General features: G+C 72.2%; 13 protein-coding genes. 7 read left to right on the forward strand and 6 right to left on the reverse strand.

Annotation, left to right across the window (positions count from 1 at the left end):
- Positions 1 to 4: 4 nt before the first annotated feature.
- From ACIF80_RS22350 to ACIF80_RS22360, 3 genes are all read left to right on the forward strand, one after another.
- Positions 5 to 1324, forward strand: a complete 1320-nt coding sequence (locus ACIF80_RS22350) for a TRAP transporter large permease subunit (protein WP_399807246.1) — start codon at positions 5 to 7, stop codon at positions 1322 to 1324.
- Between the two features lie 49 nt (positions 1325 to 1373).
- Positions 1374 to 2384, forward strand: coding sequence for a hypothetical protein (locus ACIF80_RS22355; protein ID WP_399807248.1), 1011 nt, complete (start codon positions 1374 to 1376; stop codon positions 2382 to 2384).
- Positions 2385 to 2508: 124 nt separating this feature from the next.
- Complete coding sequence (locus tag ACIF80_RS22360; protein WP_399807251.1) at positions 2509 to 2994, forward strand: VOC family protein; 486 nt, start codon at positions 2509 to 2511, stop codon at positions 2992 to 2994.
- 25 nt (positions 2995 to 3019) lie between these two features.
- Here ACIF80_RS22360 and ACIF80_RS22365 read toward each other — a convergent pair whose 3' ends face one another.
- A complete protein-coding gene (locus ACIF80_RS22365; RefSeq protein WP_399807253.1) occupies positions 3020 to 3703 on the reverse strand; it encodes a lysophospholipid acyltransferase family protein in 684 nt (227 codons plus the stop codon).
- 200 nt (positions 3704 to 3903) lie between these two features.
- Here ACIF80_RS22365 and ACIF80_RS22370 point away from each other — a divergent pair, with 200 nt between their 5' ends.
- The 3 genes from ACIF80_RS22370 (at position 3904) to ACIF80_RS22380 (ending at position 7371) form a co-directional block, all read left to right on the forward strand.
- On the forward strand, positions 3904 to 5094 hold the full coding sequence (locus ACIF80_RS22370; protein ID WP_399807255.1) for an MFS transporter: 1191 nt from the start codon (positions 3904 to 3906) through the stop codon (positions 5092 to 5094).
- Positions 5095 to 5283: 189 nt separating this feature from the next.
- On the forward strand, positions 5284 to 6180 hold the full coding sequence (locus ACIF80_RS22375; protein WP_399807258.1) for a DMT family transporter: 897 nt from the start codon (positions 5284 to 5286) through the stop codon (positions 6178 to 6180).
- Between the two features lie 87 nt (positions 6181 to 6267).
- The gene (locus ACIF80_RS22380; protein WP_399807261.1) at positions 6268 to 7371 is read left to right on the forward strand and encodes a P1 family peptidase; all 1104 of its coding nucleotides are present in this window, start codon (positions 6268 to 6270) and stop codon (positions 7369 to 7371) included.
- 43 nt (positions 7372 to 7414) lie between these two features.
- Here the strand turns inward: ACIF80_RS22380 and ACIF80_RS22385 are convergent, their stop codons facing one another.
- Positions 7415 to 8233: an SAM-dependent methyltransferase gene (locus ACIF80_RS22385; protein WP_399807264.1), complete on the reverse strand. Its 819-nt coding sequence runs from the start codon at positions 8231 to 8233 to the stop codon at positions 7415 to 7417.
- 390 nt (positions 8234 to 8623) lie between these two features.
- Between ACIF80_RS22385 and ACIF80_RS22390 the strand changes: the two genes are divergently transcribed.
- Positions 8624 to 9502 carry an endonuclease/exonuclease/phosphatase family protein gene (locus ACIF80_RS22390; RefSeq protein ID WP_399807267.1) on the forward strand — a complete coding sequence of 293 codons (879 nt, stop codon included), beginning with the start codon at positions 8624 to 8626 and terminating at the stop codon, positions 9500 to 9502.
- 95 nt (positions 9503 to 9597) lie between these two features.
- On the opposite strand, the gene ACIF80_RS22395 is transcribed toward ACIF80_RS22390, so the two are convergent.
- From ACIF80_RS22395 to ACIF80_RS22410, 4 genes are all read right to left on the reverse strand, one after another.
- Positions 9598 to 9930, reverse strand: coding sequence for a putative quinol monooxygenase (locus ACIF80_RS22395; protein ID WP_399807572.1), 333 nt, complete (start codon positions 9928 to 9930; stop codon positions 9598 to 9600).
- A gap of 289 nt (positions 9931 to 10219) precedes the next feature.
- The gene (locus tag ACIF80_RS22400; RefSeq protein WP_399807269.1) at positions 10220 to 10597 is read right to left on the reverse strand and encodes an STAS domain-containing protein; all 378 of its coding nucleotides are present in this window, start codon (positions 10595 to 10597) and stop codon (positions 10220 to 10222) included.
- Positions 10598 to 10621: 24 nt separating this feature from the next.
- Positions 10622 to 11728, reverse strand: coding sequence for a B12-binding domain-containing protein (locus tag ACIF80_RS22405; RefSeq protein ID WP_399807272.1), 1107 nt, complete (start codon positions 11726 to 11728; stop codon positions 10622 to 10624).
- The gene (locus tag ACIF80_RS22410) at positions 11725 to 13344 is read right to left on the reverse strand and encodes a PP2C family protein-serine/threonine phosphatase (protein WP_399807274.1); all 1620 of its coding nucleotides are present in this window, start codon (positions 13342 to 13344) and stop codon (positions 11725 to 11727) included. The genes ACIF80_RS22405 and ACIF80_RS22410 overlap by 4 nt, the downstream gene beginning before the upstream one ends.
- Between the last annotated feature and the right edge of the window lie 471 nt (positions 13345 to 13815).

Here is a 13815-nt window from a genome sequence, read left to right on the forward strand (position 1 = left end):
CGCCATGGGAATGGTCATTCTGCTGCTCATGCTTGCCGGGGTCGGGCTCATGCTCACCCGCAAGCTGCCCACCGCCTTCGCCCTCGTGCTCCTCGGCGTCGCCATCGCGATCGTCGCCGGAGCACCCCTCACCGGCGACAACAGCATTCTGGACACGGTGCTCCAGGAAGGCTCGACGACGCTCGCCGCGACCATGCTCGCCGTGCTCATCGGTTCCTGGCTCGGCAAGCTGATGGAGGAGACCGGCATCGCCGGCACCCTCGTCCGCAAGATCGTCGAGTTCGGCGGCGACCGCCCGACCGTCGTCGCCCTCGGCGTCCTCGCCGTCTCCGCCCTCGTCGGCACCGTCACCGGCTCCGCGCCCGCGGCGATGATGGCGGGCATCATCGGCATCCCCGCGATGATCGCGGTCGGCGTGCCGAAGACCACCGCCGCCGGCATCATCCTCATGGGCATCGCCGCCGGGCTGCCGTTCGAGCTGCCCGTCTGGCAGTTCTTCTCCACCGCGCTGGAGCTGCCGGTCGACACGGTGAAGGGCTTCATGATGAGGCTGTTCCCGTTCGCGGCCTTCTTCGCCGTGCTCTTCGTGCTCGTCGAGACCCGCCGCAAGGGAGTCGAGCACGCCTGGTCGCTGGCCTCGGCCGGAGAACGGACCGGGGACGGCGACAGCCCGAAGAGCCCGGGCGAACGGCGACGGAGCCGCGCCCGCCACCTGGGCGACGCGCCCTGGTACGCGCTGCTCGCCCCCGCCGTACCGCTGGTCCTCGCGCTCGGCTTCGAACTGGCCATCATCCCGTCGATGCTCGCGGGCGTGCTGTGGGCACTGGTGACCACCACCCGGCCGGGGCAGCTCAACAAGAGACTCCTGCGCACCCTCTACGGCGGTTTCGAGATAGCCGCCCCGCCCATCACGCTCTTCATCGCGATCGGCATCCTGCTCGCCGCGGTGAAGCTCCCCGGCGCCGTCGAGGCACTGAATCCGCTGGTGAAGGCCGTCGCACCGGACCACCCCGTCGTCTTCGTGCTGGTGTTCACCCTCCTCGTGCCGCTGTGCCTCTACCGCGGCCCGCTGAACGTCTACGGCCTCGGCGCCGGGATCGCCGGCGTCCTCATCGCCGCCGGCATCTACCCGGCCGTCGCCGTGCTGGGCCTGACCGCCTCCTACAACCAGGTCTTCGGCGTCAGCGACCCGACCAGCACCCAGACCGTGTGGGCGGCGCAGTACTCCGGCGTCAGCCCGCAGCAGGTCATGCTGCGCACCCTGCCGTACGTGTGGTGCGTCGCGCTCGGCGGCCTGATCGTCACCGCCACCACCCAGTTGTGAGCAGCCCCGCAACCGCCCCGCCCGACCGGACACGAGGAGCCGTAACGCCATGACGCTCGACCGCCGCCTCTTCCTGCGCACCGCCACCGCCGGCGGGGCCCTGCTCGCCCTCGGAGCACAGGGCACCACCACGGCGTCCGCCGCCCCCGGCGGCTTCCCCGACTACCGCTACGTCCGCACCCTGCTCACCCCCGAGCGGCTCTCCTACAACCCCACCGGGGAAATCATCTTTCCCTGCATCCGGGGGGTCTACGACAAACTGAGCAACCCGCTCGGCCGCTACTACCTCTACTACGCGCCGCACGACTCGCCCGGCGGCATCTGCCTCGCCCACGGCGACTCGCTGGAGGGTCCGTTCACCGAGTACGCGGGCAACCCGATCGTCACCGACGACTGGTCGCCGCACTACAAGGTCAGCCATGTCTCCTCACCGCACGTGCTCTGGAACGCCGACGCGCGCGAACTGTGGCTGTACTTCCACGGCGAGAACACCACCACCCGTCTCGCCCGCTCCAAGGACGGCGTGCACTTCACCTACGACAGGACGGTCCTCAGCACCGCGATGATGCCGGCGGGCACCACCGAGACCTCGTACGCCCGGGTCTTCCGGCACGACCTGCCGGCCCGCGGCGCCCGCTACGTGATGCTCTTCATGTGGAACACCACCGCCAACCACCGCGACATCGGCTGGGGCTGGTCGGCGGACGGCCGGAACTGGCAGTTCGCCCAGCAGCCGCTGATCGACCACGCCGCGGTCGGCGCGGTGAACGTCGGCGGGCCGCATCTGCTCACCCGGGGCGGCAGCGCGTACGTCGTGTACAACACCGACAAGGGCAGCGGCGGCGACATCCTGATCACCGAGGTGGGCAGGGACTTCTCACGCCGCGACCACCTCGGTGTGTTCTACGCCTCCGGCACCGCGGCGCCGGAGAACGGGCGCGCGGCGTCGCCGTCGTTCGGCACCGACGGCGGAGTTCCGTACATGGTCTACGAGGCGGGAGAGCGGCTGTCGGGCTCCATCGCGCTCGCCCGCGGCACCGTCACCGGGTCCGTCCGATGACCCGGGGCCGGTGAACGGTGCGCCGCGGGGCCACCCCGGTGCTTGACCTCAAGCGAACTTGAGCTCCTAGGTTCCTTCCGGAGCCGCAGGAACCGGCCTGCGCTGTCTTTCGCGGAGGTTCGTCATGACCGAGAGCACAGCCCGCACCGAGATCCCCGACCGCTACCGCTACGCCGTGATCCCGCACATCATGGTCGACGACGCCGCCGCGGCGATCGATTTCTACCGACGGGCGTTCGGCGCACGCGAGGACTTCAGGATCGGGGCTCCGGGCGGAGGGATCCTGCACGCCGAGATCACCATCGGGCGATCGGCCCTGATGCTGGGCGACGCCGGCGCGGACGAGGCGGAGGCCGTCTCCTTCGCCGCGCCGGCCTCGCTCGGCGGAGGCACGTCCGTCGCTCTGCACGTCTTCGTGCCGGACGTCGACAGCCTGGCGGAGCGGGCCCGGGCCGCCGGCGCCGAGATCCTCCAGCCCCCGAGGGACATGTTCCACGGGGACCGCACCGTCGTCCTCAAGGACCCCTCGGGTCACGTGTGGGTCTTTCTGACCCACCTGGAAGACGTCTCGGAGGAGGAGCTCCGGCGCCGCCTGGCCACCACCGGGTGACCCGGGTGCCGGGGGGCCGCCCTTCTCAGTGGTTCCCGGGCGTGCGGGCCGGCTCACCGACGGAGTGTGCCGCTCGCCGCCAGGCGGCACTGACCGCACCGTGCGCGATCGACGTACCTCGCGCCGTCTCCGCCGGCAGACGCACCGGACTGCCGATGTGCACGTGGAACCGTGGGCGGCGCACCGGGGCTGTGAGCACACCGGCCAGTTGCTTCGCGACCGTTCCCGAGCAGAGACGCCGGGCCCCCGCCTGGCCGACGGGGACCACCGGCGCACGCGTCGCGGCCACGAGCCGTGCGAGACCGGTGCGGAAGGGAAGCGGCGCGGCACCCCTCGCGTCCTGGCGCCGGGGGAGGCCTCCTTCGGCGTAGATGAGCACATGACGCCCCGCCCCGAGCACTTCGGCCGCGGCCGCGAGCGCCTCCGCCGCCCGTGCCGACCCCCGGTGGACGGGAATGTGCTCCTCCTTCGACAACGCCCGGCCCAGCACCGGCACGCGCCAGAGACCCGCCGTCACCAGGACCGCCGGCATCACGTCCACGGACCGCAGGGCGGCCAGGACGACCGCGGGGTCGGCCACCGAGTCGTGGTTGGCGACGAAGACACTGCCCGCGGCGTACGGTCCGTCCGCGTACGGTCCATCCGCCTCGCGGGTGACGGTGAGGTGCCCGAAGAAGGGCAGCAGAACAGCGGCAGCACGGCTGAGCATGGTCGGCCTTTCGACACGGGAATCCCTGCTCGCCAGCTTCGCGTGCCGACGCGTTCCGGCACATGAGTATCCGCGCCCATGGGTACCGCGTGGTTTCCCCCATGACACGGCCGAGGGCGGCGCCCGGCGCTTTCCGGGTTCTCCCGGCCGGATGGCGTGCCGGAGGGGACCGCGGCGCATACGGGGTTACCGTCGTCGGCATGGCCGGTGACCGCCCGGGGTGGCGCGCGTGTGTGCTCAGCGGTGCGGTGTTCGCCGTGTGCATGGTCGGTACCACGCTGCCGACCCCCCTCTACGGTCTCTACCAGGAGAAGTTCGGGTTCTCCGAGCTGACCGTCACCGTCGTGTACGCCGTGTACGCCTTCGGTGTCATCGGTGTCCTGCTGCTGGCGGGGAACGTCTCGGACGTGGTGGGCAGGCGCCCGGTGCTGCTGTGCGGTCTGGGATTCGCCGCCCTGAGCGCCGTCTGCTTCCTCAGCGCCGCCGACCTGGGGTGGCTGTACGCGGGGCGGCTGCTGTCGGGACTGTCCGCCGGGCTGTTCACCGGGGCCGCCACGGCGTTCGTGATGGAGCTGGCACCGCCCGGCGGTGCCTCTCGCGCCACATTCGTCGCGACCGCCGCCAACATGGGCGGGCTGGGCTGCGGGCCGCTGCTCGCCGGAGTCCTGTCCCAGTACGCGGCCGGGCCGCTGTACCTGCCGTTCGCCGTGCACCTGGCCCTGGTGGCCGGCTCGGTCGTTGTCCTGCTGAGGCTTCCGGAGACCGTACGGGAGCGACGCCCGCTGAGCACCGTACGGCCGCGACGGCCCGGCCTGCCCCCGCAGGTGCGGGCGGTGTTCGGGCCGGCGGCGATCGCCTCGTTCGTGGGCTTCGCGCTGTTCGGGGTGTTCACGTCGGTCAGTCCGGCGTTCCTCGCACAGTTCCTGAACGTGCAGAACCGCGCCCTGAGCGGTCTGGTCGTCGCGCTGGCGTTCTTCGCCTCGACCGCCGGGCAACTGGCCGTCGGCCGGGTCGGGGCGACACGGTCGCTGCCATGGGGCTGTGCCGGCCTCCTCGCCGGGCTGGCGCTGCTCGCCGGCGCGCTGCACTGGGACCTGCTCGCACTGGTGGTGCTGAGCGCGATCGTCGGCGGCGCCGGGCAGGGACTGGCGTTCCGCGGCGCGCTGTCCGCGCTGGCCGAGGTGTCTCCGGCGGGGGAGCGGGCGGGGGTCATCTCCATGCTGTTCGTGGTGGCCTACGCGGGCATCTCGGTGCCGGTGATCGGCGTGGGCGTGCTGACGGGTCCTCTCGGCCTGCAGGACGCGGGGCTGGTGTTCATCGCGTGCATGGTCGTCCTGGTGGTGACCGCGGCCGTCTACCTCCTCCGGCGGCCGGTGCCGTCGGGGACGTGAGCGCGGGGACCGCGGTGACATCCGTGCCCGCACGCCCGGCATCCGCCGGAGCCCGGAGCGGCCGCCGAACACACGGCCGACACCGTACGGCTGCGACACGCCCCCGGTGTGTTCGCGAGAAGGAGGGAACGCGGGGCACCATGGCAGGGCCTGGGGGTGGGCCGTCTCGTCGTCCGGAGGACCCGCACCGTGGACATGCTGTTGCCGGTCCTGTTCGCCCTGGGCGCCGCGTCCAGCAACGCGCTCGCCACCGTCCTCCAGCGCAAGGCGGCTCTCGGCGTGCCCCGGTCCGACAAGCTGAGGGCCGGATTGATGCTCGACCTGCTGCGGCGCCCCGTCTGGCTCGCCGGCATCGTCGCCATGATCACCGCGGCGGTCTGCCAGGCAGTGGCACTCGCGACGGGACCGCTGACGATCGTTCAGCCACTGTTCGTGCTGGAGCTCCCGCTCACTCTGGCCATCGCCACGGTGGTGCTGCGGGGGCGGCTGTCCCGCACCGGCTGGGCGGCCGCGTTCGCCGTGGTGGCAGGGCTCGCTGTCGCCCTGACCGCCGCCTCGCCCGAGGGAAATCGTACGCAGGTGCCCATGGACCGCTGGATCCCCGCACTCGCCGTCTGCACCGGCGTGATCGTCTGCCTCGTGCTCGCCGCGCTCCGCCGGCCCGAGGGCCGCACCCGCGCAGCCTGCTTCGGACTGGCCACCGCTGTCGCGTACGCGATGACGGCGGCGCTGATGAAGACGTCGATGCACACACTCGACGACGGAGGCGTCACCGCGTTCCTCACGACCTGGCAGACCTACGGCTTCGCCCTGTTCGGCGCGTCGGCGCTGTTCCTCCTGGAGAACGCGATGCAGGCGGGCCCACTGGTCGCGTCCCAGCCCGCCATCACCCTCGGCGACGCGAGCGTGAGCCTGGCCCTCGGGATCACGGTCTACTCCGAGTCCGTGCGGTCGGGCTGGTGGCTCCTGCCCCAACTGCTGGGCGTCGCCCTGATCGTGACAGGTGTGCTGATGCTCTCGAGACTGCCGCTCGCCCGTTCCCTGACCGGCGGGAACCGCTCCACCGCCGACGCCGAGGCTCCGTGATCCGTCCCCGTGGACGGCCATGAGCCGGCGGGCGCCGGACGGGACGGGAGGCCACCGGGCGGGGCAGGACAGGTACCGTGCGACGGTATGGAACCACCGGCTCGCCCGCAGTCCGCCGACGGCACCCGGCGCCGCGCCCGTGACCTCGGCATCGTCATCGGACGGGCCGCTCCCGGCCCCTTTAACGCGATCACCGATGTGCCGGGCGTCCGCGTCGGCCACACCACCGTCCGGCGGCCCCCGGACGTGCACAGCGGAGTCACCGCCGTCGTGCCCGACGACGTCGGCCCCCGCACCCCGCTGCCCGCGGGCGTCTTCACCGGCAACGGCTACGGCAAGCTCATCGGCACGACCCAGCTCACCGAACTCGGCACGCTGGAGACACCCGTGCTGCTCACCTCCACCCTGTCCGCCTTCCGCGTCGCCGACGCCCTCGTCGGCTGGATGCTCGAACGGCCCGGCTGCGACGAGGTGCACAGCCTCAACCCCGTCGTGGGGGAGTGCAACGACGGGTTCCTGTCCGACGTCCGAGCCCGGCCCGTCCACGAGGAACATGTGCGGGCGGCCCTCGACGGGGCATCGGGCGGGCCGGTGGCCGAGGGCTGCGTCGGTGCGGGCACCGGCACGGTCGCCCTGGGATTCAAGGCCGGTATCGGGACCGCTTCCCGCACGCTGGACCTGGCAGGCCGGTGCTTCACCGCGGGCGTCCTGGTGCAGGCGAACTTCGGCGGCACCCTGCGGGTGCTCGGCCGCACCGTCACACCGCGGTCCGCGGGCCGTGACACCGACGGCGGGGCGCCGGTCGCGGAGACGGGCTCCTGCATGATCGTGGTAGCCACCGACGCCCCTCTGGACGCGCGTCAGCTCACCCGCGTCGCACGGCGCGCGGTCTTCGCCCTGGCCCGCACGGGCGCGGCCTACAGTCATGGCAGCGGTGACTACGCCGTGGCCTTCGGCACGCGGCCCGGCGGGGGTGCTCCCGTGGCGGACGCCGAGCTGGGGCCGCTGTTCGAAGCGGTTCTCGACGGCGTCGAGGAAGCGGTGCTCAACTCGCTGCTCGCCGCGACGACGGTCACCGGCCCGGGCGGCCGTACGGTGCCGGTCCTTCCGGCGGACGCCCTGCTCACCGCCCTCACGTCCCCTCCGCCCCCGCTGTCCCCTCCGTCCCGTCCGGCGCCACCGCCGGCCTGACGGGCGGATCCGGCAGCGGCGTCGCGGCCCCGGTTGTGCGGGGTCACCGTTTGCGCGCCACGCCGCCGAACATGGCGACCTCCCCGGCGGGTTCGCCGCCGGGGGCCGGGCCGGGGTGCCAGCGGTTGCAGGAGACCACGCCGGGTCCGAGGAGCTGGAGCCCTTCGAAGAAACCGGCGACGGTGCCGGGGGACCGCTGGGTCAGGCGCGGGGTGCCGTGCTCGTTCCAGAAGGCCACCGCCGCGTCGACGTCGGGCATGTCCGGCCGGGTGACGGTGTGCGACAGCACGAGGTGACTGCCCGTGGGCAGGGCGTCCATCAGACGCCGCACGATCCTGAGGGCCTCCTCGTCGTCCTCGACGAACATGACGACTCCCAGCAGGACCAGTGCCACGGGACGGCTGAGGTCGAGCAGTTTCCCGGCCCGGGCCAGGATCGTGCCGGTGTCGCGCAGGTCCTCGTCGAGGTAGGACGTACGGCCCTCGGGCGAACTGCTCAGCAGGGCCGCCGCATGGGCCAGGACGATCGGATCGTTGTCGGCGTAGACGACACGGGACTCGGGGGCGAGTCGCTGGGCGACCTCGTGCGTGTTGTCGGCGGTGGGTAGCCCGGTGCCGATGTCGAGGAACTGCCGTATGCCGCACTCGGTCACCAGGTACCGCACCGCACGCCGGAGGAACTGCCGGTCCGCGCGGGCGTACTCGCCGATGCCGGGGTGGAGCCTGCGGATCTCCTCTCCCACCTCCTGATCGACGGCGTAGTTGTCCTTGCCGCCCAGCCAGTAGTTCCAGATCCGGGCCGTGTGCGGCAGATCGGTCCTGATCCCTCTGTCCGGCTCACTGGTGGTGGGGGTCTCGGGCATGCGACGCTCCCCTGCGAAACGGTTGGTTGCCGAGGGGCAACCTATACAGAGAAGTTGGGTGGTGCGAGGGTGAGTTCCCCCTGCGGGGCGGAGTATCGGCGCACCGCGAGGAGTGTCGGCCGACGGCAGCCGGAAGGCGGCACGACGGGGCCTCGGCATCGCGACGGGGGGAAAGACACCGGGTGACCTGGTGGAGAAATCCGTCCACCTGGTACAGGTTTGACGTGCTGTCGGACGGGTCTGTCCCACCGGCCGGGCCTCGTCCGTCCCGTGGCCCGCGTCCCGCCCGACCGTTCCCGGATGTCTTCCGCCCCGTCACGTCGCGGTTGCCGTTCGGCACGACCCCGATTCCGTCCTGCGCGTCCCCACCTCACCGGATCCGGAGAAGGCATGAAACAGAGCTTCCCCCGTCCCGTCCGCGGCGTCACCGTCACCGCCGCGCTGGCCGCCGTCCTGTGCGCCACGGCGGCACCGGCGACAGCCTCGGGCGCCGGCGCCCCCGGGGCGGACGCCCCGGCGGTGCCGCTGAGAGTGGCGACCTACAACATCCACGCCGGTGCCGGCGAGGACGGGGTCTTCGACCTCGACCGCACCGCGCAGGCCCTGCGTGATCTGAACGCCGACGTGGTCGGTCTCCAGGAGGTCGACGTGCACTGGGGGGACCGCAGCGACTTCGTCGACGAGGCCCGTGCACTGGCCGGGAAACTGGGCATGCGGGTGTTCTTCGCGCCGATCTACGATCTGGACCCGCCGGCCGGGGGCGGAGAGCGTCGGCAGTACGGTGTCGCCGTCCTGAGCCGCCACCCGGTGATCGAGGCCGAGAACCACGAGATCACCCGGCTCTCCACCCAGACACCCGACCCGGTGCCGGCCCCGATGCCCGGATTCGCCGAGGTGACGGTCAACGTCAAGGGTGTGCACGTGCACGTCTACAGCACGCACCTGGACCACCGGGCCGACCCGTCGGTCCGTGAGGCCCAGGTGGCGGACATGCTCGACGTGCTGGCCGCCGACCGCGGACCGAAGATCCTGGTCGGCGACTTCAATGCCGAGGCGACGGCTCCGGAGCTGGCTCCCCTGTGGCAGCGGCTGCGGGACGCCGACCCAAACGGCGGCGGGACGTATCCGGCGGCCGACCCGGTCAAGCGCATCGACCTGGTGGCCGTCTCTCCCGGCATCACCGTGGCCGGTGCCGAAGCCGTGGCGACGGAGGCGTCGGACCACCGTCCCGTGGTCACGGATCTGAGGGTCCGCCGGCGCGGCCGCTGAACCGCCCGGAACCGGGACGGCACCGCGCCGGATCCGTCCCCGGTGCCGCCCGACGGCGGCGGACTGCCGACGGACGTCCGCCTCGACGCGGCACGTCACTTCCGCTCGGGAACGCTCATCTCGCCCAGAAGCGACCAGTCGTCCTGCGGAACCGTCGCGTTCACGATGCGGGGCGTCTCGGCCAGGTGGGGCGGAAGGGTCCGCTGCGCGGCCCTGAAATGCTCGGAGTGCACATGTGCGGCCCCCGCCTCGTCGTCGCGGAAGGCCTCGACCAGGACGTACTCCGTGGGGTCCTCGACGCTGCGGGACCAGTCGAACCACAGACAGCCGGGTTCGTCCCGGGTGGCCGAGGTGAAGTCCGCGGCGATCCTCGGCCACTCGTCGGCGTACTCGGGGCGCACCCGGAACTTGGCGGTGATGAAGATCATCCTGTCTCCCTCGTCGTTCTCCGGCGTGGTCGCGCCCTGCGGCGTGGTGTGTTCCTCGCGCACCGGCGCATCCGACGGGCGAACACTGCCACAGGGCCTGTCCCCTCGCCATCCGGGACAGGCTCCGCACCGCCGGAGCCGGCTCTGCGGCACGGGAGGCGGTCTTCTCGGCGACACCGTCCGGTGCGCCGGCCCGTGTGCGGGAAGTCGGCGGGGCGTCGGTCCGGGCGTGGGGCGTCGCCACGGCACACCGGTGCCGGGCGGGCGATCGGCAGTGCCCCCCCCCGCGTCAGGTCGGGTTGTGACGGCTCTCGGCAGTCGGGCCGGCCTGCCCGGGGGTGGTCAGGTACGTGTAGGTGCCGGTGATTTCGAGGAGGCGTCGCAGCGCCGGGCCGACGTCGTCCAGGTGGAAGCCGATGCCGTCATGACCGGCGGAGCGGTGGATCTGCAGCAGCGTCGACAGCCCCATGGAGTCGACAGCTCCCAGCTCCCGGCAGTCCAGCCGCAGGTCCCCGACATCCTCACGGCCGTCCAGGGCGGAGTGCACCCGCTGGAGCAGTTCGTCGCAGGTGTCGTAGTCCAGGTCGCCGGTGAGGACCAGGCTCACGGTGTGCGGGCCGGCGGACGAGGGGGTCGCGAGAGGGCCGGGTTCGGGAGAGGTGCTCACGGATGCGTCCAGCGTCTCGGGAGGTCAGGGACAGGAGCCGAGCGCCGCGCGCCCGGCGTGGATGAGGTGGCGGGCCCGCGGGAAGTCGCGCAGTTGCTCCTCCAGCAGGTCCAGGCCGGGCACGAGGGACCGAGCGGGCACCCCGCGGGCGGTGAGGACCTCAGCGGTCCATCCGAGGAAGTCCGTGAAGATGTCGGCGGAGTCGACGTACAGGGCGGCGGCCAGGAAGTCGACGATGTGGGCGAGGTCCTCGGCGGTGCGTTCGCGCTGCCCCTCGCTGTAGTCCTTCATCGCCGGAAAGCGCTGTTCCAGGAGCTGGAAGGTGTCGCGTACCAGACGGGTGCAGGACCGGGCGACCATGGTGTACTCCTGGTCGGCCAGATGCGGCAGGTCGTCGGTCGTCTGGCGGGCGGCCGAGGGCTGGGGCAGGGGACCGGCGGCGAGTTCGTCGGCGGCCGCGCGTGCTTCGGGCGCCCAGGCGTCGGCACCCAGCAGGCGGGCGTAGCGGCCGTCGGCGCCGAAGGCGAGACCACCAACCATGACCGGCGTGCCGGCGGCCTGGCACGCCGTGATCGCGGTGTGGGCCATGGGCAGGCGGGTGGGCAGCGAGCTGGACAGACACACCGCGGCGGGGGCGGTGCGGTGGATGTGCCCGATCAGGTGGGCGGTGGGCACCTGCGCGCCGAGGTAGTCCACCTCCCAGCCGCGCAGCCGCAGTGTCTCGGCCACCAGGCGCGCGGGCAGCGAGTGCCACTCCTGGTCCACGCAGGCGACCGCGACCCGGCCCCGGCCGGCAGCGGGGCGGTGGGGGGACAGGGTGACGATGACACGGTCGTTGATGGCGGTGGCGACGTGTTCCTCGGCCACGCTCATGCGGTTGGCGGCCCACTCCAGGCCGACCCGGTGCTGGACGGCACCTATGACGTCCAGCAGCACCGCCTCGGACTCCAGCCCTGCGTGCAGGGCGTCGGTGACGACGTCGACGGCCGAGTACTCGTCCCCCGCCCGGACGGCGGCCCACAGCCTGTCCGCCCACTGAGCGGCCTTCGTGTCACTGTGCGGTGAGGCGAGGCGGGCGCCGACATTGTGGCGGTTCGGCTCGTTCTGGAGGCCGGTGATGCGGGTGGTCATGCGGTGAACCTGCCCGGGGACGTCCCGTCCACCGCATTGAGATGGGCGCCGCGGGGCGCGGTGATGGCCATGAGGGCGATGTCGTCGTGGCGTCTGTGGCCGATCCACTGGGAGACGATCATCTGGACGCGCTCGACGACAGCCTCGGCCGGCATGCCGGCGCACTCGGCCACGGCACGCTTGAGGCGTTCGTCCCCGAACATGGTGTCGCCCAGCGGGCCGCCCTTGGCCTCGGTGACGCCGTCGGTGAAGAGGAGGCACGTTTCCCCCGGCGCGAGCCGGACCTGTGCGGTACGGGAGGTGACGGTCGGCAGGACACCGATCAGGGTTCCGCAGGTGTCGGCCTCCTCGACGGTTCCGTCACGGCGCACGATCAGCGGCGCGGGATGTCCGGCGGAGGTCAGCCGCAGCATGACGTCGTGCTCTTCACGGCGGACGGAGGCCATCACGAGGGTGGCGAAGCGGGTGTGGTGGCTGGTGCGCATGGCGTTGTTCAGCAAGCGCAGCATCTTGGCGTGATCGTCGGCCATGGGCAGCAGGGCGTGCAGCGTGTTGCGGATCTTGCCGGTGAGCACGGCGGCTTCCAGCCCCTTGCCCGCAACGTCCCCGAGGACGGCGAGGGTCTCCGGGAGGTCCTCACCGGGTGGGTGGACGTCGTAGAAGTCACCGCCGATGCGTTCGGTGTCCTTGCTGGCCCGGTAGCCGCCCGCGAACTCCACCCCCTGGACCTGCCTCAGGGCGGGCGGCAGGAGTTCTCGCATGAGGGTGTCGGAGATCGTGTTCTGCTCCGCGTAGAGGCGGGCGGCCGACATCGCGGCACCGGCCCGGGCGGCGAACAACCCGGCCAGCGCCTCTTCGGCCTCGGTGAAGGCGTTCTGCTGCGCGCGGCGCAGCAGGATCAGCGCACCGGCCGGCACCCCGTGGCCCGGAAGCGGAGTGATCGCCACCGAGCCGACCTCACCGAACCCCGCCGGGACCAGCCAGTCCGGGGCCGCGGCGGGGTCGATCCACTGCGTCGGCACCGGAGGGAAGCCCCGCAGCGCTTCGGCCAGGCCGGGCATGCTCTCCGGCGCCTCGGAGACCGTGGTACGAGTGAGCTCGCCCCGGTGGTCGCAGACGGCCACCGGCAGCTCCCTGGCCGGGACGGGCACGATGACCAGCGCGGCGTCAGCCAGATGCTCACTGGCCAGGCGGGCGGTGACCTCCATGCACCGGTCCAGGTTCAGCGACGTCAGCAGGGCGCTGGAGGCATCGGTGAGGAACCGCGTACGCGCGCGCTCCGCCTCCAGTTCCTCGACCACCGACCGGTAGGCGATGTCCTCCAGCAGCCACCACGCCGTGCCGCCGTCCGCGAGGAGGGACGGGCGCGCCGAGAAGAACCGGTCGCCCACCGGGCCGGTGACGGGGACCGGGCACGAAGCCCTGCTGGCGGTCGCGAGCCAGGCCGGGGAGAGAAGGGACTGGCCGGGGCGAGCGGCGGGCAGCAGGCCGCGGGCCATGTCGTTGAGTTCCACGACGTGCCCGTCCGCGTCCACCACCATCACCGGGCAGGGAGCGGTAGCAGCGCTCACCGTGCTCGCAGCACCGGCGCGGGGCCTGGTCGGGGAAGAAGTCATGGAACGGGCCCCTGTGCGTGGACCCTCACCTCACTTGACGAAGAGGACAGTTCCAAGAACAGTCCCGCAGCCGGGTGGCAATGTGCAACTGCCGCGCTCGTCATCGGCTCTTGCCGGCAACGGTATGGGCTGCGAATCCCCAGAACCAAGGGCCGGGCCCGCCCGGAGGGTCGCAGGACCGTGCGTAGTTTCACATCGTGTCCACGTGATGCCCGGGATGCGGACGCCCTGTGAAGCGTGCGACTCCGGCGAGCCGGAAGGAGGCCCGCGGGCGTCCTGCGCGGGCCGGGTTCCGGTCTCGGCTCTCGCGGTCCGAGTCCGGTGACCGGCCCGGTTCCCCGCGCCGAATATCAGGGTGTGTCCGGCCGTGAGGATCTCCTGCAGTGCCGTCATGCGCGTCGTTTTCACCCAGGGGCCCGGCACGAGCTACGACATCGCCGTGCAGCGAGCGAACGGGGCGGAACTCGCTCC

Origin of the sequence: Streptomyces sp. NPDC085927 (genome assembly GCF_044540975.1) — a bacterium.
GTDB classification, from domain to species: Bacteria; Actinomycetota; Actinomycetes; order Streptomycetales; family Streptomycetaceae; genus Streptomyces; species Streptomyces hirsutus.

Excerpts from the sequence above, each read along its gene's own strand:
- ACIF80_RS22350 (WP_399807246.1), top strand. The coding sequence starts at position 5 with ATGGGAATGGTCATTCTGCTGCTCATGCTTGCCGGGGTCGGGCTCATG.
- ACIF80_RS22355 (WP_399807248.1), top strand. The coding sequence starts at position 1,374 with ATGACGCTCGACCGCCGCCTCTTCCTGCGCACCGCCACCGCCGGCGGG.
- ACIF80_RS22360 (WP_399807251.1), top strand. The coding sequence starts at position 2,509 with ATGACCGAGAGCACAGCCCGCACCGAGATCCCCGACCGCTACCGCTAC.
- ACIF80_RS22365 (WP_399807253.1), bottom strand. The coding sequence starts at position 3,703 with ATGCTCAGCCGTGCTGCCGCTGTTCTGCTGCCCTTCTTCGGGCACCTC.
- ACIF80_RS22370 (WP_399807255.1), top strand. The coding sequence starts at position 3,904 with ATGGCCGGTGACCGCCCGGGGTGGCGCGCGTGTGTGCTCAGCGGTGCG.
- ACIF80_RS22380 (WP_399807261.1), top strand. The coding sequence starts at position 6,268 with ATGGAACCACCGGCTCGCCCGCAGTCCGCCGACGGCACCCGGCGCCGC.
- ACIF80_RS22385 (WP_399807264.1), bottom strand. The coding sequence starts at position 8,233 with ATGCCCGAGACCCCCACCACCAGTGAGCCGGACAGAGGGATCAGGACC.
- ACIF80_RS22390 (WP_399807267.1), top strand. The coding sequence starts at position 8,624 with ATGAAACAGAGCTTCCCCCGTCCCGTCCGCGGCGTCACCGTCACCGCC.
- ACIF80_RS22395 (WP_399807572.1), bottom strand. The coding sequence starts at position 9,930 with ATGATCTTCATCACCGCCAAGTTCCGGGTGCGCCCCGAGTACGCCGAC.
- ACIF80_RS22405 (WP_399807272.1), bottom strand. The coding sequence starts at position 11,728 with ATGACCACCCGCATCACCGGCCTCCAGAACGAGCCGAACCGCCACAAT.
- ACIF80_RS22410 (WP_399807274.1), bottom strand. The coding sequence starts at position 13,344 with ATGACTTCTTCCCCGACCAGGCCCCGCGCCGGTGCTGCGAGCACGGTG.